Genomic DNA, 22,084 nt, shown 5'->3' with positions numbered 1-22,084 from the left:
AAATGTTTATAAAGGAGATATTATGACAGAGAGTAATAAACGACAAAAAACAAAACAAGCCATTGAAAATGCCATGGTACAATTACTAGCAGAACAGCCATTCGACCAAATTAGCACGGTAAAATTAGCTGAGGCAGCTGGAATCAGCCGCTCTAGTTTTTATACACATTACAAAGATAAGTACGATATGATTGATCACTACCAAAGTAGACTATTTCATACTCTAGAATATATATTTGGGAAGTATGCCAATCATAAACAACAAGCTATTTTAGAAGTGTTTGAATATTTACAGTCTGAACCTTTATTAGCAGCCTTATTATCTGAAAATGGCACAAAAGAAATTCAAAATTTTCTTCGCAATAAACTGCTTATTTTACTAAAAACGGATATTTTAACACGCTCTGCAAATCGTCCGTTAAATGAAACAGATTTAGAATATTGTGGCGTTTATTTAGCCAATGCACTATTCGGCGTTTGTCAAACATGGATTGCCCACGGTAAAAAAGAAAGTCCTCAAGAAATAACCGACTTTTTATTTCCACTAACAAATGCCGTTAGCGAAGTTTTCTCTAAAAAATAAAAAACCGCATGAATCGAGAGCGTACGATTCATGCGTTTTTAACATTTATAAATTTTTTTATAGTGAAAGTTAGCCATGAGACTCACAAACAAAAAGATTTTTCTTTTGCTTTTTTCTATCTTTTCAAAAGATTAATCTTCACTAAATACTCTCTAGCAACTTCTTCAGCAGGTCTTCCATTTGCCCCTACTTCAAAGTTCATTTGGCTCATTTCTTCTTCAGAAATTTTTCCAGCTAATTGATTTAAAATTTCTTCTAATTCAGGATGTTTTTTCAACAATTCTTGTTTCATTAAAGGAGCCCCTTGATACGGTGGGAATAATTGTTTATCATCCTCTAATACTTTTAATTGGTAACGTGAAATTTCTGCATCTGTTGAATAAGCATCTGTAACTTGAATATCACCAGATTGAATAGCTTGATAACGTAATGCTGGTTCCATTGTGGCTACATCTAATTGTAAACCATACATACTTTGCAATCCTTTATTTCCGTCTTCACGGTCATTAAATTCTAGTGTAAATCCAGCTTTTAATGGACGATTTACTTTCTTCAAATCAGAAATTTTTGTTAATTTTTCAGCTTCAGCTAATGATTTTGGTACGGCAACTGCATAAGTATTTTGATACGCCATTGGTTTTAAAAATACAAAACCATCTTGTTCTAAAATTCCTTTACGAGCTACTTCGTACACTTCTTCAGGTTCATGACTAACTTTTGGTTTATTCTTCAATAAACTTTCTGTAATCGTTCCTGAAAATTCTGGGTAAATATCAATATCTCCCTTTTTCAATGCTTCATATAAGAAATTCGTTTTTCCAAAGTTTGGTTTCACTTCGACTTTTAATTTTGTTTGATCTTCGATTAATAACTTATACATATTCATCAAAATCTCAGGTTCTGGTCCTAATTTTCCTGCGATCACTAGTTTATCTGATGTTTGCATTTTAGCAATTGTTGGTGCATAAGAAGCTCCTAATCCAATAATTAAAACTAAAAAGGCTGACAGAATCGTTTTTAATTTTGCAGTTTCCATCCATTTCAATAAGAAGTTGAATAAAATTGCTAAAATCGCAGCGGAAATAGCCCCAATCAAGATTAAACTTGAATTATTTCTGTCAATCCCTAATAAAATAAAACTTCCTAATCCCCCTGCACCAATTAATGCAGCTAAAGTCGCTGTTCCAATAATGAATACAGCTGCGGTACGAATCCCAGACATAATCACGGGCATCGCTATAGCAATTTCAAATTTTTTAAGACGCTCGAATTTTGTCATTCCAAAAGCAATTCCTGCTTCGACTAGACTTTCATCAATTCCTTGTAGCCCTGTAATTGTATTTTGTAAAATTGGTAATAGCGCATATAACACTAAAGTCGTTAAAGCTGGTAATGTTCCAATCCCCATTAATGGAATAAATAATCCAATTAACGCTAAAGATGGTAATGTTTGAATAATTCCTGCAATTTGTAATAAAAATCCAGAAATCTTTTTCGACGGACTCACTAATACTGCAACAGGAATAGCAATTACTACTGCTAATAATAACGCTAATAAAGAAAGTTGAAGGTGTTGCCCTAGAGATAACATCCATTCACTATTTCTCTCTTGAAATGTTCGAATGAATTCATTCATGATGTTCTCCCCCTTTAAATAATTCTTTGACAAATGCATTAGCCGGATTCGTTTGAATTTCGTGAGGAGTGTCTACTTGAACAATTTCTCCATCTTTTAATACAGCAATTCTATCGGCTAACTTTATAGCTTCATCTGTGTCATGTGTGACAAATAATGTTGTCATTTTAAATTCTTGATGTAACTGTTTCGTTAAATCTTGTAATTGTTTACGGCTGATGGCATCTAACGCTGAGAAAGGTTCATCCATTAATAATATTTTTGGAGTCGCAATAATTGCCCGAACAATTCCTACTCGTTGTTGTTCTCCTCCGGATAATTCTTTTGGATAACGATTCGCATAATCTTCAAAAGAAAGTCCAACCTTCTCTAATAGCATTTTCGTTTGCTCTTGAATTTGTTCTTTTTTCCAACCTTTCATCTCAGGAATTAAAGCAATATTTTCTGCTACGGTTAAATTTGGAAAAAGAGCAATTTGTTGCAAAACATATCCAGTTTCTAATCGTAATTCTCGTTGATGATGGTCTTTAATCCGCTTGTCATTCAAGTAAATATTTCCATCTGTTGGTTCAATTAATTGGTTAATCATTTTCATCATCGTTGTCTTCCCTGAACCAGATGGTCCTACTAACACCATAAATTCACCGTCTTCAATGCGTAAATTGACGTCTTTTAAGACGGTTTTTTCTGCGTAGCGTAATGCTACATTTTTGTATTCAATCATTTTACCTTCTCCTTTTAGAAAAATCAGCTTGTATCAACAAACGGCTCCTCTAATTTTTCTCCAGTTCTCCGTCCTTTAAATTTTGCAGAATTCGATTCAAATAGTTCTCAACTTGTACGATTTCTTCTTCCTTAAATCCTTCATAGAAGATTTCTCCTAATTCACGGCTAACTTTTTCTCCGATTTCTTTTTGAGATTTTCCTAATTCCGTTAAATTCACATATTTTCTGCGTTTATCTTTTGGACAATCTTCCATACAAACTAAGCCTTGTTCTTCTAATTTTTTTAGCATACTTGTTAATGTGTTGTTCGCTAAACCTGTTCTACAGCTCAATTCTGAACAGGTAATATACCCTTCAGTATCATTCCATAAGATCGACAATATTTTCTCTTGTTCACTTCTAAAAAGAGCATCTGGTTCTTTACTCAACAATTTTTGATAAAGTCTTCCATTCAATAAACGAATATGGTGAATTAAATATCCACCATTCTTTTTACAATCCATAAAAATGACCCCCTTCTAACTTATTTCTACATAGAACTATATTCCTTTTTATCCACTTTGTCAATTACTTCTATATAGAATTTTTGAAAATAAAATAAAAAAAGAGCGTTCTTTCTTGAACACTCCTCTTTGAATTATTAATCTACTTTTTTCATTTCTTCAAACATTTCATCATTGACATAACAACCTAGAGCTGGATTTTCAGATGGGTTAATCACTACATCGAAAGCTTTTGTTACTTGAGATAAAGTTTGAATCATTCCACTCCAACTTTCATCATAAATTTGTCTCAATCTCTTCCAATCTGTATAGAAGACCATTGCTTCTTTTTCATCTTTTCCTGGTAGAATCGCAACATTTAATTTTTCTCCAGATTGTAAATCAATTTGTGCATTTGGATCGGCATTTTCTAATTTAATTGGTGTTAAGAATTTTGCTTTTGGTAATTCTAAACATAAGAAACGATAGTATAAGCCGTGCATAATTTTTTGTTCTTCTGTTTGCGGGAATCCTAATTGCCCTAATAATAAAATCCATCTCATGGCATCAGGATTTGTGACAGGAATATCTTCTTCTGCTACTCCTGTATAATCAGGTGCAGCAATAATTCCTTCTGCTGCAAGAGATGTTTGTTCTGTTACAAGATGGACACCTGTCGCTCCGTTTTGGTAGAACGTTTCTAGGAAGAAATTCTCAATTCCTTTTCCATCTTCTCCTTTTTGAATACGACGTAATTCAAAAATTTCTGTATCTGCAAATCGAGATGCTAATCTTTCTTCATACGCCACTGGAGCAATGAAGATCATTGGGGAACTACAAATAAATCCACCTTCTTCTCTTTGTTGTGTTTGAGAGAATAAATAAGGTTCTTCTGTTTTTTTAGAATACACGGTTACTAATTCATCTGCTTGTAGTAATTTATCTCTCACAGCAATCATTAATTGTTCAATTTTGCCGACATTTGCAGTATGCTCTTCTGGTGATTCTTGCGAAGCATTCATATGACAGTATAGTAAAAATACACGTGCAATTTCTGATAAATCTGCTAAACTTAATGCATCAATATCTCTTTTTGTTAACACACCTTCTTGACGTCCCACAAAGACATTTCCTAATGTATTGACAAATGTTTTATAGATTTCTTCCTTGTCGGCACCTTCTTCGTGTAATACAGTTCCTTTTTTAATGCCTAAAGGCATTGCATCTTCTAACCAAAGAGCCACTGGTTCATTTGTTACTTCAAACACTTTTTCTCGCTGAGCATTTTCCATTGCATAAATTGCAGAAGTTCTTACAGTTCCATTATCATCCCCAAGATTTGTCAACCAAACAAAATCCCCTACTTTTAATGTTCCTTCCAGATTCCCTGTTACTACTAAATCTAGAGAATCATCGCTAATTTTATAAACATCTTCTACCCCTAATTTGAATGTTGGTTTATCTTGAGCTGTTTCTTCTGTTTCTTGTTTTTTAAATAAATCTTTTAATCCCATTTTCTTTCCTCCGTTAATTCTTTTCTCCGACTAATATCCATAAATGTACCGTAATAGTTTCTAAAGGATGATTTTTACTATAGTCTTGATCTTCTTTACTAGCTCCCCAATATAAAGGAGTCATTTGTAATAGGTGTCCATACATTTCTTTTGTAAGTGTCACTTGATAAGAAACTTCTTTTATCTTCATAGATGGATATTCTTGTTTAAATCGTTCTACAATATCCTCATTAGAATAGTACTGTTTTTCTGCATTACTTTTATATAATTGTTGTCTTAATTCAATTAAATAATTACTTCCAGGAATAATTTTAATTAATTTTCCACCTGGTGCTAATACACGGTTGAACTCCTTATAATTCGAAGGAGTTAACATATTAATGAGTGTACCACAAGCTTCATCCTCAAAAGGTAACTGTGCTAAATCTGCCACAATCCACAAAGCTTTTTGAGCATGATGATTACTAGCAGCCAAAATCCCTTCCTTAGCAATATCCATTCCTATTAAAGGAATATCTTCTAAAAATGACGATAAATAAGCAAGCGGGCTTCCTTCTCCACAGCCAATATCAACAATTAGTTGATTCTCCTGTTTTGAAATCAGTGACAAAACTTCGTCTAATAAAGGATTGAAGAAACCACTTTGCGCTAATTCATAACGATGCGTAAATAGCTCTGTATCATAATCCTCATTCGCTTTTTGTTTCATCAAATGGAGAGTACCTTTTTTATTAATATCAAAACGATGACGGTTCGTACAAACCAGACTATACCCATCTAACGCTTCAATAGCTGCATGACAATAGGGACATGCAAATAAATGTTGATGTTTTTGTATAAAGTCTCGACTCCAGTCGATTTTTTTTTGCATCATGCACACTCCTGCTCCATTTATTCTCAATTGTCAGTATACCATAAAATTGATTTTCTGTTTGATTTTCTTTCTCTATAAAATTAACAGTTTTTTATTTTGACATTTTTTCCTGCAATGATACAATAGAATAGAATCGTAATTATGCCGATTTAATTACATGAATGGAGGAAATCATGATGAGTAGTAAAATTCCAGTAACCATTGTCAGCGGATTTTTAGGAGCAGGTAAAACAACGCTCATTAACAAAGTATTAAAAGAAAAACACGGTGAACATATTGCCGTAGTTATTAATGAATTTGGAGAAATTGGTGTTGACCATCAATTCGTATTAGATGTAGAAGAAGAAATTTATCAAATGGATAATGGTTGCTTATGTTGTACTCTTCGTACAGATATTGCAGACATGTTAAAATCTATTTTAATGGTCAAAGAACAAAACGGTATTAAAGTGGACCGTGTATTATTTGAAACAACTGGCTTAGCAGATCCTGCACCAATTGCTCAAACATTTATCAATGTACCATTTTTAAATGAACATTTTATTTTAGACGCTGTTTTAACAGTTGTCGATTCAAAAAATTTCTTATATCAAACCACTCATCAAACTGAACCAGCAAAACAAGTTGGTTTTGCAGATAAAATCTTTATGTCTAAACATAGTTTAGTAGACGATACTATTTATGCAAAAGTCATTAACGAAGTTCGTTCTATCAATCCTTTTGCAGAAATTCAAGATTTAGATGCTCGTCCAGTAGAAATGAAAGATATGTTTGGTCTTGAATTATTCTATGCTTCTGAAAAGAAAATTTTAGAAATGCAAGAAAATTCTGAAGAAGAATATTGTGAAGCTTGTGGACACACTCATGCTCACGGCGAACATGATCACCACCATCATCACGATGAAGAACACTGCGAAGAATGCGATCATGCTCATGAACACGGTGAACACGATCACCACCATCATGATGAAGATCATCACCACGATCACGATCATGATCATCACCATCATGGACATCATCACAAACATCACCACCATAGTGGGATTAATTCATTTGTCATCGAAACAGAGAAACCTCTTGTTTTAGCTCATATTAACGAATGGTTGAATGAATTAGTTTATATTTATGGACCTGAATTATATCGTTATAAAGGGATTTTAAGCGTAGAAGGTTTAGATTACCAAATCATTTTCCAAGGGGTTCAAATGAGTTTTGATATTTCTCGTGGACGTGATTGGAATGATACAGAGCGTAAGTCGACTTTAGTATTTATCGGTAAAAACTTACCAGAAGATACATTAAGAGAAAGTTTCGTTGCTTGTACAAATAAATAATAAGCGTAATATAACTACAATAAAACAGAAAAAACATTCTTAGCCGTAGCAAGATCGCCAGCAGCCTCGCAACTGCGAGTCTCATGGCTAAACTTTGAGCCTTGGTCTCAAATTTCCCCTGTACTATAAGCCAAGGGCTTATAGTACCTTTGCCACGGAAAAATGTTTTTTCTGTTTTATTTTTTCCGTTAAGGAGAACGCTAATTTTTAGGAGGAGCTATGTTACACAATGTTCGTAAATGTATGGAAGCTTTAGTTGCTTAAGTTGAACAAGAACGTCCAAAAGCTTTACTTGTTAGCGGGGATTTAACTTTTAACGGTGAATATCAAAGCTTTGTAGATTTAGCACATTTTTTCAAACAAATCGAATCCTTGGGCACAAAAGTCTTTATTGAACCAGGAAATCATGATATTGCTGATGGATGGGCTCGGAAATTTATTGGCGAGCAAAATTATAAAACAAGACAGCTGACTGCTTCGGAATTTCTATCGTTTTTGTCTCCATTAAATACTGTCTATTTTTTGGGAGCCCATTTCTTCTAAATGGGTTAAAGAGAAAGTTGATTCCTCAGACGTCTATAACACATAAAAAAGAATAAAAGTAACATTATAACGTAAAAATAAAAACAGACAAAAACTCATCACCGTAGCAAGCCTCAGGCTTATATTACTGGGAAAAATCAAGACCAAGGCTTGATTTTTAGCCATGAGACAGTATTTGCTGGCTGCTGGCGACCTTGCTACAGTGATAAATGTTTTTTCTATTTTATTTCTTCCTTAATTCTTCTCACTTTCTTATCGGAGTCTTCATATAATTTTCAAAATTTCACTCTATACTTTAATCATTCCCAAATAAGAAATATTATCCTCCCAAGTTAAATATTTCAAAATCCTTTTTTCCACCGACCATTGTGTCGGTGGTTTTTTAATATTCTTGGAGGATCATCATCATCTCATCCTTTAAAGAATTTTCCCAAAGGTTTAAAGCTTCCATCCTAAAATAGATTGTCGCTAAAAAACTTTTGTACATTGCTAAACGTTGATAACTTTCACGGCTTCCATCTAATTCTTCAAATCTTTGCTTTTTAATCCACTCACACAATAGTTTTTGAGAAAGATTTCCAGACTCTATCCCAAAAAAGATTGCTAATCCTAATCGTTTTTCTTCTTCATCCATAAATGGTTGTTTACTCTTTTGAAAAATATCACTAATGACTTCTAATACTTCTACTACATATTCTTGGGTACAATTCGGATGAGAAATAATGGTTCCTAATAAATCTGCTCCATGAGCAAATGCGTGTACCCATCCTAACTTTTCATCATATCCCGTTCTGTCTTTTTCTCTTTTTAAATAATGAATTCCATTTTGGATCCAACTCGTTCTCTCTGAAGTTGTTAAACAAGAATCATATCCACTTGTTTTATCCCCATCAACTTGTAAAATCATTCCCATTACAAGCGCTGAGAATGAACGATACGCTGTTGCACTACCGAATTCTTCGATTCTATACTCCAAAGGATTTGTGACATTCACTTTTTCAATGATCCATCGTAATTGTTCTTTTGTTATCAGTTGTTCAAAAATAAATTGTCCAAATAAATTAAAGACTAAGTCATCTCGGATTTCTGGATTCGGATTTCCTATATTCTCCCATAACCATTCTAATTCTTCTTGTGTTAATGCTGTATTATTTCCTTGTTTTCTTTTTAACTGAGTAATCATTTCTTGTTCTAACATGATATTCACCTCTCTACTAGGCATATTGTAACACAAAATAAAAAGGCTAAGCATTTCTGCCTAACCTTCTTTCTACGCTTTTTATCGCATACTTTTTGGTTTCGATAACACTTCACTTGCAACAATTGCTTTTTTCCATTGTAAGTGATGTTTTAACACTCGGTTTTTCGTTGTATAATTTACTGCACCTTTTACAGCTTCCACCACTAATTCACCTTTTGAACCCATATGTTGAACTTCTTCTTCCTGTAATTGGATTGCTTCCATTTCTTCTACAAAAACTCGAAGATGTTCTAATAATTCTTCTGGTAAATTCGGGTTATTCATATATAATCGTTTTAATTTTTCAGTATGAATTAAAATAGCACTTCTTCTCATCGTATCAATTTCTTCTGAAGAAATAATGGATACTCTTTGGATTAATTCCTTATCAAATACGGATAAAGAATAATCCTCTGGTGAAAATTGTCGAAAGACTTGTACCATCTTTAAAAATTGTTGTCTCATTTTCTCTGTATGGGATAATGTCGCTTTTGTTTCAGGCATTTCTTCTACGACAACATCTGCTACTTTTTGATTTCTTGGATGATGATGTTTAGACGAAACAGGTTTTTCTTGAAAAGAATGATTCAGCCAATCGTGCAGTTGGCTAAATCCCTTTTCTTTACTTTTCATTTTTAAATTAAGATAACTACCAGCAGACATGATCACAAGGATTACTATATACAAGAGAAAGAGTACAATATTCATGATTCACTCTCAACAGAAGATTTGCTAATCGCTTCTCTCATATCTGTATCCGATTGAATATTTTTCAATTGATAGTAGTCCATGACTCCCAGTTTTCCATTACGAAGAGCTTCTGCCATCGCTAATGGAATTTGCGATTCAGCTTCTACAACTTTTGCACGCATACGTTGTACTTCTGCTAACATTTCTTGTTCTTGCGCTACGGCAAGAGAACGACGTTCTTCAGCTTTAGCTTGTGCAATTTTCTTATCTGCTTCTGCTTGTTCTGCTTGTAATTTTGCTCCGATATTTCTACCGACATCAACATCTGCGATATCAATGGATAGAATTTCATATGCTGTACCTGCATCTAATCCTTTTCTCAAAATCGTTTGGGAAATAGAATCCGGATTTTCTAAAACTAATTTATGGTGAGCTGCTGAACCAACAGTAGTAACAATCCCTTCACCAACACGGGCAATAATGGTTTCTTCACCAGCACCCCCAACTAAACGTTCAATATTGGCACGTACCGTCACTTTTGCTTTTGCTTGAACTTCAATCCCATCCATCGCAACCCCTGCAATAACAGGCGTTTCAATTACTTTTGGATTTACAGATACTTGAACGGCTTCAAATACATTTCGACCTGCTAAGTCAATGGCAGCTGCTTGTTCAAATTCTAAGTCAATATTCGCACGTTGTGCTGCGATTAACGCATCAATAACTACATTGACATTCCCACCTGCTAAATAATGGGCTTCTAATTCATTAATATCGATTTTTAATCCTGCTTTTGTTGCTTTAATCATCGGACGCACAATATATTGAGGAGCTACTCGACGTAATCGCATCCCCACTAATGTGCCCACTCCAATTTTTACATCAGAAAAATAAGCTGTGATCCATAACCCAATCGGTACAAATCTAAAAAATAACATAACTACTGTTAAAATTAGAAATAGTATCACAATGAGTCCAATGACTCCTGTTGGGTTATTTAATAAACCTCTTTCTAACATTTTACTTCCTCCTACTCATTATTGTTCTCCAAAACTTGTACGACGATTTTACTTCCTTCTACTTTGACAACTTGTATCATTGTATCTTCTGGAATGACAAATCCCGTACTGACCACATCAACGATTTCACCGTCTAGTTCAGCCTTTCCACTTGGACGTAATACCGTCAATGCTTTCCCTGTTTTATTGACTAAATCGTCATATACTTTTGAGGTTGAATAGCCTTTTGATTTTTTTAGAGAAGAAAGTAATACTAATCCTTTCTTATGAGAAAAATGATTTCCCCTTTTCACCAATAAAACTAACAAGACTATCGCCAACAATAGTGACATTAAGATTAAAACGACTAAATCCATGACAGCCTGGTTTGCCCAGTACATCCCTCCTAATACAAATACTGTCCCTAACACTCCTAAAGCACCAATTCCTGGAATTAATACTTCAAATCCTAAAAATAGGAACCCAAATACAAATAGGATAATGACGAAAAAGTTCCAGTATGTATGTAGGAAAGTATAGGTTGCAAAACTTATTACTGTTATCAAACTACCAAATATATTCCATTTGGAGAACAAAGAAAAGAAAACACCCATGACAGCTACTAACAGTAATAGTAAGTCTACATACAAAAGACCACCCCCATTCGTTGCCATCATTATAGCACTTTCCTTTTTAAATACAACTGAATAATTATTATGAAATTATTAAATTCAAAGAATTAAATCTTCTACCATTTTTACGAAGGATAGTCTTCCATTTGAACAAATTCTTTTGCTTGTTGCAGTTGTTTTTCGAACAATTCCATATCAATAAATCTCCCTTGACGAGCAAATTCTCTTTCTCCTACAAAAACAATCGCAACCGGAACTGTTAGCACTTGATACTGACTAGCCACTTCAGGATGCTGCGTTACATTAATGACTTCTAATGCTATTCCTTCTTGTTCTGTAACTTCTTCTACTCGTGGCTGTAATGCATGACAAACCCCACAAGTTTCGCTTTCTAAATAGATTACTTTAATATTTTTCATAAACTCACCTCTCTTATAGTGTACCATTTTTAGAAAAAATTTCTTGTAAAATGCATTTCTGAATAGAAAATACTTAACAAACCTAGCTTCCATCTGTATAATGAAAAATGTCTTATAGATATTTTTAGAAAGTGAGTGAGAAAATGGGACGTAAATGGGCTAACATCGTAGAAAAGAAAACTAAACTCGATGCTAACAACAGTAAAATTTATGCAAAATTCGGAATTGAGATCTATGTAGCAGCAAAACAAGGTGAACCAGATCCACATTCTAACCAAAAATTAAAATTCGTAATTGACCGTGCGAAAACTTATAATGTACCTCGTCATATTATCGAACGTGCAATTGAAAAAGCTAAAGGTGGCGGCGATGGCGATTACCAAGAATTACGTTATGAAGGATTCGGTCCTAACGGTTCTATGATTATCGTAGACGCACTAACAAATAACGTAAACCGTACTGCTGCAGACGTTCGTGCTGCTTATAGCAAAAACGGCGGAAACATGGGTGCACCAGGTTCTGTAACTTATTTATTTGACCATACAGCAATCTTCGGTATCGCAAACAAAGATGCAGACGAATTATTAGAACAATTAATGGAAGCAGAAGTAGACGTTCGTGACGTTGTACAAGAAGACGACCAAGCAATCGTTTATGCTGAACCAAACGACTTCAACACAGTTCGTACAGCATTAGAAGGATTAGGAATTTCTGAATTCACAGTATCTGAAATCGAAATGATTCCTCAATCAGAAGTAACATTAACAGGCGATGACTTACGTTTATTCGAACGTATGATTAACGCTTTAGAAGATAATGAAGACGTTCAAAAAGTTTACCATAATGTAAACTTAGAAGACTAATCATTGTTGATTTTTTCAGAATAGAACAAAAGTCTGTCCTAGGAGGTTTTCTCCTGAGACAGACTTTTTTGATTGGTTAGAGATGATTTTAAAATTATCTTTGTTATTTTTTCTCTTTTCTTCTGACTAAAACTCCACCTATTAAGCTTAGGAATCCTAACCATGTTGGAAGCAATTCTGCTTGTCCTGTTTTTGGTAATTCATTTGAACGGATTTCTTCGTTATTATTTTGTGGTGTTTCTTGTTGTGGTACTAATGTTTCTTCAGGTGCTTGCTCTGTACGTTCAGAAACCTCTGCTGAAGAAGTAGTAGGTGATGCTACATTTCCTTCTGGTAATGCTGGCCTTACTTCTGGTTCACCTTTTTCGCTGACAACTCCTTCTGGTAATGCTGGTTGTACTTCTGGCTCACCTTTTTCACTTACAACTCCTTCTGGTAATGCTGGTTGTACTTCTGGCTCACCTTTTTCACTTACAACTCCTTCTGGCAATACTGGTTGTACTTCTGGTTCACCTTTTTCACTTACAACTCCTTCTGGCAATACTGGTTGTACTTCTGGTTCACCTTTTTCACTAAAGTATTCTACAAAGTCATAAATAACCGTTTTTTCATTTTCATCAACTGTACCTATTTCAGGTGCTGAAGTAGCACGATGGCCTTTGTAGAAATAAGACTTACCATCTTTTTTAATCAACGTTCCTTCTTCAGGAGCAGTAGATGTATATTCATCCCCGATAGAAGCATCTTGTTTTAAGACTTTTCCTTCTGCTATTTCGGTAGTAGTTCCTTCTAACATATATTTTGCAAATACATTACCAGCAGTTGCTAGTTTATAGACATAGGTAATTTCCGTAGTTCCTGCTACTACGTTTCCTTTTTCTTTAGAAGAATCATCTTTCAATCCTACTAGTTTATATTTTTTACCGTCTTTTAAGATTTCTGGTAGTTTTACCGTTGTAGCATCATATGAATTTGCATTATTTGTTGATATTGGTGTTCCTACTACTACTTTTTGATTATTCTTATCTAAGTAATATTTAGTTTCTGTAGATGATATCACTGCATCTTTAACGACGGCTGCATTTTCTTTAATAGAAGTTCCATCCGCTAGTTGGTATTTAACAATGACACTACCTTTATTTTCAGTTGTCTCTGTTTCTTCTTTAGCGTAGATGTTTTTGACCTTTGTTAACTCTTCACTAACGTGATAAGCACGTGTTGGTTGATATAAATTGTAATAGTGAATTTCACTATAAATAGGAGCAGATACTGACGCATGTTGATCATATGTAGTAGGTGCGGCAATTCTATAAAGAACTCCATCTTTTTCATATTCTTTATATAATTGACCTAATCCATATTGGTATCTAGTATCTTCATCATTATATCCAAATCTATAAGCTAAATACGTTTTTTCTGGTTGATTAGCATCATTATCTTCACTAGGATAATAATAATCTGTACTCTTATCTCCTAATTTAAAATCCACATTTACTTCAAACACATTTTTTACAAAATTGGCATTTGTTGGAACTTGGTCGACATACTGAATTGCCTTATGAGCCTCTTTAAACTTCGTGACATTTGCTTTTTCACTCTCGTAGTTAGAAGTCTCTTTAAAGTCTTCAATATTTCCAACAAATTTTGGTTCTACTTTATCTCGAGAATTTTTCCATCCTACTGTAATTTCATTTTCACCAAATTTTTCTTTTAGCTTAGTGATATATTCTGCCACATCATGATATTCTACAAATTTCCCATTTTCTCTTATATAACCATTAAACTTCTGATGTACAGAATAAGTAGGACGATTCTTATTATCTACTGCATCTTTATTTATTAATGTATCCTTATAGATTTCTTCCCATGTCTTTTCTTTTTTAGGGTTAGTGACATCTTCGTCTTTTAAATCTCTTAATCTCTCATCTAAAAGATTGTTTAACCCCTCTTCTAATTGTTTCTCATTAAAAACTGTCCCTACCGTATAAGCTGCTTGTTCGGTTGCTGTAGAAACAGAGTCTTTTAATGCTACCTCATTTTTTTCAACAACTAAGATAGTATCTCCTTCCTTAATTCCACCATCCGTTGTTATATTTTCTTTAGTAAAATCTTTAGCATCATTTTCACCTTGTTTAAATGTTTCAACAGCCCAAGAATCATTTGCTGTAGTTGGTTTAGTAGCAAGAACATACTTCCCATATTTTCCTTCATCAGTTTCAGAAACTAACCAAATCCGACTACCTTCTTTAATATTATTATAACGAATACTTCCATCTTCATTATGCAAGTTGCCAGGATTTGCATGTACTGTGATATCATTGAAAGTTGTTTCCTTAGTAGTTCCCTCATGTTTATCTACTTCTGTATCAATCTTATGATATTTTTTTCCATCCTTTTCTAAAACTTTATCAGCTTCTTTGATTTTAGTTAAAACATCATTATTTAAATCTGCTACATTTCCTTCATAACGTTTCCCAAAAAGTCCATGAATTTTATAGTTCATTGTGCTACTAGAAGTTTTTTTATCACCAACAGAGATTTCTACATCCGATTCTTCTTTTAGAACTTCACCTTCTTTTGTGACATAAGAAATTTTTGAATCCTTAAAGGTATCTTCTCCTTGTTTTTTTATATGTTCCTTTTCAACTCTATCTAAATTATATTTAGCCCTATCTTCATTTCTACTATGATTTGTTTTATACGCATCTTCCGTATCTGCTCCAGTGTAACTCAATCCACTAAACACATGCATTTTTGGCATTGTATAACTACCTGCGCCATTACTCAACGTTTCCATTTCCACACTATCTTTTGTAGGTGTTACTGTAGTTTCATTAGCTGTATTTACAGTTTCTTCAGCCAATACCGGACTAGCTCCAACAACCATCATCCCTAATAAAACTGATGCCGCACCAATTCCTTTATATTTACGTAATGAATATTTTTGAATTTTATCTGAAACTAATTTTTTCATAAAAGCCTCTTTTCACTATTCTAAATTGTTATATAAATTTTATATTGTATCTCATTAATCATAGCATTCTATTTTTTAGTTATCAAATAGTTGTATAATTTATTCACAAATATTTTTTTAACTTCGGAAAGGAATTTTTCCTAAAAAATTATTGTAATTTTAGCATTATACATAATTTTCACGATTTATTTATTGATAAATATTTTTCCGAAACTTCTTCTATTGAATACTTCTTCACAAAAGCGATCGTATTATTCAATGTAATTTCATTTTTTAATTCATATAATTGTTTAATAATAGTTGCTAATTCTTCAGGTGAATCAAATAGGCAAACATCTGAATTTTTAGCAGCATAATATTGATGCGCAATTTCCACATTAGATAATAACGGAATTAACCCAAAACTCATTGCTTCGACACAAGCATTCGCAAATAATTCTTTTTGTGAAGTGGAGATATACCCATCATGTTTCCAATACGGTACTTCATCAACATATCCAACAATATGAATATTAGAAGGTAACTTTTCATACTGTTCTTTTAATTGAGTCAAATCTCCCCCATATAAAGATACTTCAACATTCATACCTTCTTTTTCCAATAGTCTAAACGCTTCGATAATCCATTCTACTCTCTTCACTTGACTCATATTCCCAACATAACAATACGAACGAGGGTTGCTTCTCTTTGTAACTACAGAATCATTTTGAGGAGCATAAATTGGTGGCATAAACCAAGTATGATAGCCTAAATCTTGTAAAATATCTGATAAAACTTCAGAAGCGACTAAGTATCGTGTTTTTCTTCTTAAATTATGTGCTGGATCTTTCAATACATTATTATGAATATATTCAAAATATTTTCGATTCGTATTTTCCACAAAGCGCCATAATTTTGGTGTGACTATATTATGCTGATCTCGAATCAAAATATCATTCTTTTCTGTAAGAGTCATTAATACGTGAATCAATAAATCCTCGTATGTGAGCCATTCTCCATCTTTGTAATATAAGTAATTATCCTCCATCATATAAATAGGAGTCGGTTCTTCTTTTGGTTTATAATACCTAGCTCTCAAAGCAACAGAACCATCCTGGTTATACCATTCTAATTCCTCTTTTTTATTTTTCTTTAAAAATAATCCCGAAGTAAAATATAATGTTTCTTCTTCTAATTCCATACTTGCTACAAAGCCATTTATAACGGTCATTTTCCCATTTGGATATTTGTCGATAATATCAGAAGGGCAAACACTTAATTCATCATGTCCAATATCTGACTGATAATGAGAAGCTGATATCAATTCATCCCGTTGAAATCCTATTTTTTCATATCCTGCCTTCCAATCAGGTCGTACTTGAGGATGCGTTAAAATATAAAGATGTCCCCATCCTAAATATTCAGCTATTTTCTTTCTTGATAATTGAGAGGACTCGAACCCATATTTTTTAACATTTTCTTTCCAAAGTCCTGGATGTATCGTAACTATTTTTACCATAAAAGACTCCTCGATTCTTTGATTCTAATCTACTTTTATTACTCTTAATTACCCATATATTACCATAAACAAAATGAAATTGATGTTATAAAAAAGAGGACTTAACATATAGCCCTCAAATTCTTCTATTCTATTTATTTTTCCAAATTTGATAATTTATAGTTATCTCACCTATGATCATTCATCGACAAAGCTTTCCTTAGAAAGTTTAACTGTGATATAAAAATAAACCCCTTACAAAACTTAATTATACATCAATTTTTCTTGAATGATAAGCCTATTTTTTCCTGAAATAATAGTTTAAAATATTGATAAGATAGGGAAAACTAGATACCTAATCAGAGTGGAGATGAATATAAATGAGTAAGTTTTTATTTAGTAATTATTTATTTTATGGAGCTTTTTTCGGCGTAGCAACACTACTTCTTATTTATTATTTCTTACCTGACTTTTTCTTATTATTTGTTCATCTATCTACCATTTGTTTTTATCTAGCATTACTGTATGCTTTTTTAAAATTTGTGTTCAAAAAGATCAAAAATAAATCTTAAAATGTTACTTATCACAGCTTAGATTGTGATGGTGTTATTTTAGATTTGAATTAGCAGTCAACATTTTCTTGCTACCCGAGGTGATTATAAATGGTAACAGTATTTGTGTTTGTTATGGGTTTGATTTCAGTCATAATAAGTATTGTATTAGTCTATAAAAAGAAAATTCAAGAATTTAATCCAATGAGTTTTTTAATATTTGTATTAATATTAATATTTATTTTAGTTGTAGTTTCCATGAAATATTGAAGCGACTATTGGATAAGTTTTCCTTAATGGTCATCATCGTCATTTCACTTAGTAGAGGCGATGGCATGGTATATAAATGTTAGGAGGAATTGATATGAAATTTTATGAAATAATCATCTGTATTACTTTTATATTTTTAGCCTTATTAGTTTGGTTTACCAATATTCTCGATTCATTTCCATTTCTTAAACCAGTAATTGTTATATTTTGTATTGCTAGTTTTTACTACAATGTTATATTCCCAAGAAACAAAGACATGGATATAAAATAATGAAGGAATAATTGAAGCGACCTCAAAAAGTCTAACTTTTTTGGGTCGCTTCATCCTCTTTTTATATTCTATTTATTTTTCTAATTTTGATAATTTATGATTCAATCTCAATGCATTTAGCACCACTGATACGGAACTGAAACTCATCGCTGCTCCTGCTATCATTGGACTTAATAATGGACCTCCAAAGAAATGTAAGACACCCATCGCTACTGGAATTCCAATCACATTATAAATAAATGCCCAGAATAAGTTTTCCTTAATCGTCATCATTGTCATTTTGCTTAATTGAATCGTTTTAGCCACTAATCTTAAATCATCTTGCATCATCACCATATCGGCAGTTTCAATGGCAACATCTACTCCAGAACCAATCGCAATTCCGACTGTTGCTTTGGCAAGTGCCGGTGCATCATTAATCCCATCTCCAACCATGGCTACTTGATAGCCTTCTTCTAATAATTGTTCCACAACACTTGCTTTTTCATTTGGTAATACTTGGCTATATACCGTCTCAATTCCTACTTCATTCGCAATTGCTTTGGCTGTTTTTTCATGATCTCCTGTTACCATTCGAACTTGAAGTCCCAATGCTTTCATTTGTTGGATTGCTTCTTTACTAGTTGCTTTAATCGTATCCGCAACTACAATAATTCCGGCTACTTGTTTTTGAATCGCTACGAACATCGCTGTTTGCCCTTTAGAAGCGACTCCATCAATCACAGCATTAAATTCATCTACCGCAATCCCTTGATTTTGTAATAATAAATGATTTCCTAATAACACTTCTTTTCCATCCACAATTCCTTGAATTCCCATACCAGAAATAGATTGGAATTGTTCAATTGGTAAAACGTCAAATTCTTGTTTTTCAGCTTCTTCTACGATGGCTTTTCCTAATGGATGTTCCGAATGTTTTTCAATCGATGCTGCTATGTTTAGTACTTCTTCTTTTGAATAATCATTGAACACTTGAATATCAACCACTTTAGGTTTACCATTTGTAATCGTTCCTGTTTTATCTAGTAATACAACTCCTACATGTCCAGCTTCTTCTAAAGCTGCACTACTTTTAATTAAAATTCCTCTTTTAGCACCGAAACCTGTTCCTACCATAATAGCAGTTGGAGTTGCTAATCCTAATGCACATGGACACGCAATCACTAAAACAGAAATCATCACCGTCACGACAAATTCAAATGATTCTCCACCAATCAATCCCCAATAAAGACCTGCTAATAGAGATAATCCCATTACGATTGGAACAAAAATTCCTGCTACACGGTCTGCAATGGCAGCAATGGGGGCTTTAGAACCTTGCGCTTCTTCTACTAAACGAATAATTTGAGATAAAGTTGTATCTTTTCCTACTTGACTCACTTCCACTTGGAATGAACCAGTTGTATTCAATGTAGCACCAACAACTTTGCTACCTTCTTTTTTGAAGACTGGTACACTTTCCCCAGTAATCATGGATTCATCAACAAAGCTTTCACCAGAAATAATAACCCCATCCACAGGAATCTTTTCACCTGGTCGTACGAAGACTACTTCTCCAATTTGTAATTCCTCTACTGGAACTTCTACTTCTTTTCCATTACGAATGACTGTCGCTACTTTTGGAGATAAAGCGACTAATGATTGAATCGCTTGAGAAGTTCTTCCTTTTGTTAAAGTTTCAAAATATTTTCCTAAGGTAATAAACGCTAAAATGACTGCTGCAGATTCTACATAAAGGTGCATCACATAATGATACTCTCCAGCAAAAATACGAATCGTACTCCATACACTATATAAAATGGCAGCACTCGTTCCCAATGCAACTAATGAATCCATGTTCGGATGCTTTCTAATCAATGCCTTAAATCCATTCACAAAATAACTACGACTCACCCATAAAACAGGAGTGACTAAAATCAATTGCGTTACAGAAAATACAATTGGATGTTCCATCGGCTGTAAAATTTGCGGAAGAGGAAGTCCAATCATTTCACCCATCGCAATATAAAGTAATACAATGGCAAACACACCTGATACCCATGCTCTGACTTTAAGTGATTGTAATTGTTTTTCTTTTTTCATCGCTGTTTTTTCTAACACATCTTCTTCATCATTTATCAATATAGCCTGATATCCAGCTAGAGAAACAGTTTCCATAATTTTTTGTACATCTGCTTCCTTTGGATTAAATTGCACCATCATTTTTTCAGTCGCTAAATTCACATTGGCTTCTTTAACACCTGGAAGATCTCGGACAACTTTTTCAACCGTACTGACACAACCCGCACATTGTAGTCCTTCTAATGCGAATTCTTCTTTCTTCATTACTAACAACTCCTTCTTACTATTATGCTAATTCAGCTTGATATCCTGCTTTTGATACAGCTTCTATAATTTTTTGTTCTTCTGCTTTATCTTGTAGAAATTCTACAGTCAGCTTTTTAGCTTCGAAATCAACACTTGCTTTTTCAACACCTTCAACAGCACTCACTGCATTTTCAACAGCTTTCGCACAACCTGAACATTTTAATCCTTCTACTTTAAATTCTTTTATCATTAAAAAAACCACCTTTCTTAAATTTACATTTGTAAACTTCATAAATTTATTATACCTCTTATTTTAAAAAAGTCAACACAAAAAAAAGAAGACTAAAAAGTCTTCCCTAGAAATGTTATTCTGCTAATTCAGGACTAACGTTAATTACTCGTCCTTCTTTTTTCCATTGACGGAATTCTGCTGCTGCTGTGAATAAAACATCTGTTGATGAATTTAAGGCAGTTTCACAAGAATCTTGTAATACCCCAATAATAAATCCAACCCCAACAACTTGCATCGCAATATCATTGGAAATTCCGAATAAACTACATGCAACAGGAATTAATAATAATGATCCACCTGTTACCCCAGAAGCACCACAAGCTGCAACTGTTGATAATACACTTAATACTAAGGCTGTTAAGAAGTCTACTTGAATTCCTAATGTATTAACGGCTGCTAATGATAATACTGTAATTGTAATTGCTGCACCCGCCATATTAATGGTTGCCCCTAAAGGAATCGATACTGAATAGCTATCTTCATCTAATCCTAAATCTCTACATAATTCCATATTTACTGGAATATTTGCTGCTGAACTACGAGTGAAGAACGCTGTAATTCCACTATCTTTTAAGCAACGGAATACTAATGGGAATGGGTTTTCCTTAATCATTACAAATACAATAATTGGATTAATCACTAATGCTACAAAGAACATACTTCCAAGTAATACCATAATTAAACTACCATAAGTTGCAAATACACCTACTCCATTTTCTGAAACAGTTGTATATACTAAGCCCATAATCCCAAACGGTGCAAAGCTAATCACTAGTTTAACAACATGACTTGTTGCATCTGCAATTTGTTGTAAAAATGATTTTGTACTTTCATCTGCTTTACGGAATGCAAAACCAAAAACAACTGCCCAAGATAAAATACCAATATAGTTACCGCTCATTAAAGCATTAACAGGATTATCTACTAATTTTAAAATTAATGTTTGTAATACAGAAGCAATCCCTTCTGGCGCTGCAATTTCAGATACTGTGTCAGTTAATGTTAATGTAATTGGAAATGCAAAACTAGCAATAACTCCAACTAATGCTGCTGCAAAAGTTCCGAATAAATATAAAATAACAATTGATTTCATATTTGTTTCGTGTCCTTCTTTATGTTGTGCTAAAGCACTTAACACAATAAAGAATACTAATAATGGTGCGATTGCTTTTAACGCACTTACAAATACTGTTCCGATAGTTCCTACCGCTGCTGCTTGAGGAACGAAAATTCCTAATAAAATACCGATAATCATACCAATGACGATTCGATTAATCAAACTTAATTGATTCCAAAAATTTAATGCTTGTTTCATCTTCTTGCCCCTATTCTCTTAATATAGCGACAATCATACACAAACAAACCCTATTCTGTCAATAAAAATCCACGAATTAGATACATTTGTCCT

General features: G+C 33.4%; 19 protein-coding genes and 1 pseudogene. 5 read left to right on the top strand and 15 right to left on the bottom strand.

The window, feature by feature from the left end:
* Window positions 1–22 precede the first annotated feature (22 nt).
* Window positions 23–583 carry a TetR/AcrR family transcriptional regulator gene (locus tag HMPREF0446_RS00795; protein WP_006703667.1) on the top strand — a complete coding sequence of 187 codons (561 nt, stop codon included), beginning with the start codon at window positions 23–25 and terminating at the stop codon, window positions 581–583.
* Window positions 584–698: 115 nt separating this feature from the next.
* Here the strand turns inward: HMPREF0446_RS00795 and HMPREF0446_RS00790 are convergent, their stop codons facing one another.
* The 5 genes from HMPREF0446_RS00790 to HMPREF0446_RS00770 form a co-directional block, all read right to left on the bottom strand.
* On the bottom strand, window positions 699–2,219 hold the full coding sequence (locus HMPREF0446_RS00790; protein ID WP_006703668.1) for an ABC transporter permease/substrate-binding protein: 1,521 nt from the start codon (window positions 2,217–2,219) through the stop codon (window positions 699–701).
* Window positions 2,212–2,943 (bottom strand): ABC transporter ATP-binding protein, encoded by a 732-nt coding sequence (locus tag HMPREF0446_RS00785; RefSeq protein ID WP_006703669.1) that lies wholly within the window; start codon window positions 2,941–2,943, stop codon window positions 2,212–2,214. Before HMPREF0446_RS00785 ends, HMPREF0446_RS00790 begins: the two co-directional genes overlap by 8 nt.
* Window positions 2,944–2,992: 49 nt before the next feature.
* Entirely contained in the window at window positions 2,993–3,448 is a 456-nt protein-coding gene (locus HMPREF0446_RS00780; RefSeq protein ID WP_006703670.1) for a MarR family winged helix-turn-helix transcriptional regulator, read from the bottom strand.
* 137 nt (window positions 3,449–3,585) lie between these two features.
* On the bottom strand, window positions 3,586–4,941 hold the full coding sequence (locus HMPREF0446_RS00775) for a hypothetical protein (protein WP_006703671.1): 1,356 nt from the start codon (window positions 4,939–4,941) through the stop codon (window positions 3,586–3,588).
* A gap of 13 nt (window positions 4,942–4,954) precedes the next feature.
* Complete coding sequence (locus HMPREF0446_RS00770; RefSeq protein WP_020991240.1) at window positions 4,955–5,815, bottom strand: methyltransferase domain-containing protein; 861 nt, start codon at window positions 5,813–5,815, stop codon at window positions 4,955–4,957.
* Window positions 5,816–5,988: 173 nt separating this feature from the next.
* On the opposite strand from HMPREF0446_RS00770, the gene HMPREF0446_RS00765 reads away from it, so the two are divergent.
* The gene (locus HMPREF0446_RS00765; protein WP_006703673.1) at window positions 5,989–7,149 is read left to right on the top strand and encodes a CobW family GTP-binding protein; all 1,161 of its coding nucleotides are present in this window, start codon (window positions 5,989–5,991) and stop codon (window positions 7,147–7,149) included.
* Between the two features lie 282 nt (window positions 7,150–7,431).
* Window positions 7,432–7,692, top strand: a pseudogene (locus HMPREF0446_RS08445) (hypothetical protein); the annotation flags it as partial.
* 382 nt (window positions 7,693–8,074) lie between these two features.
* Here the strand turns inward: HMPREF0446_RS08445 and HMPREF0446_RS00760 are convergent.
* The 5 genes from HMPREF0446_RS00760 to HMPREF0446_RS00740 form a co-directional block, all read right to left on the bottom strand.
* Entirely contained in the window at window positions 8,075–8,890 is an 816-nt protein-coding gene (locus HMPREF0446_RS00760; protein ID WP_006703674.1) for a DUF2785 domain-containing protein, read from the bottom strand.
* A gap of 81 nt (window positions 8,891–8,971) precedes the next feature.
* The gene (locus HMPREF0446_RS00755) at window positions 8,972–9,565 is read right to left on the bottom strand and encodes a hypothetical protein (RefSeq protein WP_169816063.1); all 594 of its coding nucleotides are present in this window, start codon (window positions 9,563–9,565) and stop codon (window positions 8,972–8,974) included.
* A gap of 71 nt (window positions 9,566–9,636) precedes the next feature.
* Complete coding sequence (gene floA, locus HMPREF0446_RS00750; RefSeq protein ID WP_006703676.1) at window positions 9,637–10,641, bottom strand: flotillin-like protein FloA; 1,005 nt, start codon at window positions 10,639–10,641, stop codon at window positions 9,637–9,639.
* A gap of 11 nt (window positions 10,642–10,652) precedes the next feature.
* Complete coding sequence (locus tag HMPREF0446_RS00745; protein WP_006703677.1) at window positions 10,653–11,297, bottom strand: NfeD family protein; 645 nt, start codon at window positions 11,295–11,297, stop codon at window positions 10,653–10,655.
* Window positions 11,298–11,377: 80 nt separating this feature from the next.
* Window positions 11,378–11,671 (bottom strand): thioredoxin family protein, encoded by a 294-nt coding sequence (locus HMPREF0446_RS00740; RefSeq protein ID WP_006703678.1) that lies wholly within the window; start codon window positions 11,669–11,671, stop codon window positions 11,378–11,380.
* Window positions 11,672–11,814: 143 nt separating this feature from the next.
* Here HMPREF0446_RS00740 and HMPREF0446_RS00735 point away from each other — a divergent pair, with 143 nt between their 5' ends.
* Window positions 11,815–12,534, top strand: coding sequence for a YebC/PmpR family DNA-binding transcriptional regulator (locus tag HMPREF0446_RS00735; RefSeq protein ID WP_006703679.1), 720 nt, complete (start codon window positions 11,815–11,817; stop codon window positions 12,532–12,534).
* Window positions 12,535–12,637: 103 nt separating this feature from the next.
* Here the strand turns inward: HMPREF0446_RS00735 and HMPREF0446_RS08850 are convergent, their stop codons facing one another.
* Complete coding sequence (locus tag HMPREF0446_RS08850; protein ID WP_006703680.1) at window positions 12,638–15,508, bottom strand: YSIRK-type signal peptide-containing protein; 2,871 nt, start codon at window positions 15,506–15,508, stop codon at window positions 12,638–12,640.
* A 178-nt stretch (window positions 15,509–15,686) separates the two neighbouring features.
* Entirely contained in the window at window positions 15,687–17,006 is a 1,320-nt protein-coding gene (locus HMPREF0446_RS00725; protein ID WP_006703681.1) for a glycosyltransferase family 4 protein, read from the bottom strand.
* A gap of 894 nt (window positions 17,007–17,900) precedes the next feature.
* On the opposite strand from HMPREF0446_RS00725, the gene HMPREF0446_RS08440 reads away from it, so the two are divergent.
* A complete protein-coding gene (locus tag HMPREF0446_RS08440; protein WP_156902298.1) occupies window positions 17,901–18,077 on the top strand; it encodes a hypothetical protein in 177 nt (58 codons plus the stop codon).
* Window positions 18,078–18,149: 72 nt separating this feature from the next.
* On the opposite strand, the gene HMPREF0446_RS00720 is transcribed toward HMPREF0446_RS08440, so the two are convergent.
* The 3 genes from HMPREF0446_RS00720 to sstT all read right to left on the bottom strand — a co-directional run bounded on the left by HMPREF0446_RS00720 (window position 18,150) and on the right by sstT (window position 21,991).
* Window positions 18,150–20,402: a heavy metal translocating P-type ATPase gene (locus tag HMPREF0446_RS00720; protein ID WP_006703682.1), complete on the bottom strand. Its 2,253-nt coding sequence runs from the start codon at window positions 20,400–20,402 to the stop codon at window positions 18,150–18,152.
* Between the two features lie 22 nt (window positions 20,403–20,424).
* Window positions 20,425–20,634, bottom strand: a complete 210-nt coding sequence (locus HMPREF0446_RS08920) for a heavy-metal-associated domain-containing protein (RefSeq protein WP_006703683.1) — start codon at window positions 20,632–20,634, stop codon at window positions 20,425–20,427.
* Window positions 20,635–20,749: 115 nt separating this feature from the next.
* Window positions 20,750–21,991: a serine/threonine transporter SstT gene (gene sstT / locus HMPREF0446_RS00715; RefSeq protein ID WP_006703684.1), complete on the bottom strand. Its 1,242-nt coding sequence runs from the start codon at window positions 21,989–21,991 to the stop codon at window positions 20,750–20,752.
* Between the last annotated feature and the right edge of the window lie 93 nt (window positions 21,992–22,084).

It is taken from the genome of Granulicatella elegans ATCC 700633, from assembly GCF_000162475.2.
GTDB classification, from domain to species: Bacteria; Bacillota; Bacilli; order Lactobacillales; family Aerococcaceae; genus Granulicatella; species Granulicatella elegans.
Note: the sequence above shows the minus strand (reverse complement) of the source record. Positions and strands in the feature narration are given on the sequence as shown.

Bases quoted from the DNA above. Each gene is read 5' to 3' on its own strand.
- HMPREF0446_RS00735 (WP_006703679.1), top strand. From the start codon at position 11,815: ATGGGACGTAAATGGGCTAACATCGTAGAAAAGAAAACTAAACTCGAT.
- sstT (WP_006703684.1), bottom strand. From the start codon at position 21,991: ATGAAACAAGCATTAAATTTTTGGAATCAATTAAGTTTGATTAATCGA.
- HMPREF0446_RS08920 (WP_006703683.1), bottom strand. From the start codon at position 20,634: ATGATAAAAGAATTTAAAGTAGAAGGATTAAAATGTTCAGGTTGTGCG.
- HMPREF0446_RS00760 (WP_006703674.1), bottom strand. From the start codon at position 8,890: ATGTTAGAACAAGAAATGATTACTCAGTTAAAAAGAAAACAAGGAAAT.
- HMPREF0446_RS00745 (WP_006703677.1), bottom strand. From the start codon at position 11,297: ATGATGGCAACGAATGGGGGTGGTCTTTTGTATGTAGACTTACTATTA.
- floA (WP_006703676.1), bottom strand. From the start codon at position 10,641: ATGTTAGAAAGAGGTTTATTAAATAACCCAACAGGAGTCATTGGACTC.
- HMPREF0446_RS00720 (WP_006703682.1), bottom strand. From the start codon at position 20,402: ATGAAGAAAGAAGAATTCGCATTAGAAGGACTACAATGTGCGGGTTGT.
- HMPREF0446_RS00780 (WP_006703670.1), bottom strand. From the start codon at position 3,448: ATGGATTGTAAAAAGAATGGTGGATATTTAATTCACCATATTCGTTTA.
- HMPREF0446_RS00725 (WP_006703681.1), bottom strand. From the start codon at position 17,006: ATGGTAAAAATAGTTACGATACATCCAGGACTTTGGAAAGAAAATGTT.
- HMPREF0446_RS08440 (WP_156902298.1), top strand. From the start codon at position 17,901: ATGAAATTTTATGAAATAATCATCTGTATTACTTTTATATTTTTAGCC.
- HMPREF0446_RS00765 (WP_006703673.1), top strand. From the start codon at position 5,989: ATGATGAGTAGTAAAATTCCAGTAACCATTGTCAGCGGATTTTTAGGA.
- HMPREF0446_RS00755 (WP_169816063.1), bottom strand. From the start codon at position 9,565: ATGAAAAGTAAAGAAAAGGGATTTAGCCAACTGCACGATTGGCTGAAT.
- HMPREF0446_RS00785 (WP_006703669.1), bottom strand. From the start codon at position 2,943: ATGATTGAATACAAAAATGTAGCATTACGCTACGCAGAAAAAACCGTC.
- HMPREF0446_RS00770 (WP_020991240.1), bottom strand. From the start codon at position 5,815: ATGATGCAAAAAAAAATCGACTGGAGTCGAGACTTTATACAAAAACAT.
- HMPREF0446_RS00795 (WP_006703667.1), top strand. From the start codon at position 23: ATGACAGAGAGTAATAAACGACAAAAAACAAAACAAGCCATTGAAAAT.
- HMPREF0446_RS00790 (WP_006703668.1), bottom strand. From the start codon at position 2,219: ATGAATGAATTCATTCGAACATTTCAAGAGAGAAATAGTGAATGGATG.
- HMPREF0446_RS00775 (WP_006703671.1), bottom strand. From the start codon at position 4,941: ATGGGATTAAAAGATTTATTTAAAAAACAAGAAACAGAAGAAACAGCT.
- HMPREF0446_RS08850 (WP_006703680.1), bottom strand. From the start codon at position 15,508: ATGAAAAAATTAGTTTCAGATAAAATTCAAAAATATTCATTACGTAAA.
- HMPREF0446_RS00740 (WP_006703678.1), bottom strand. From the start codon at position 11,671: ATGAAAAATATTAAAGTAATCTATTTAGAAAGCGAAACTTGTGGGGTT.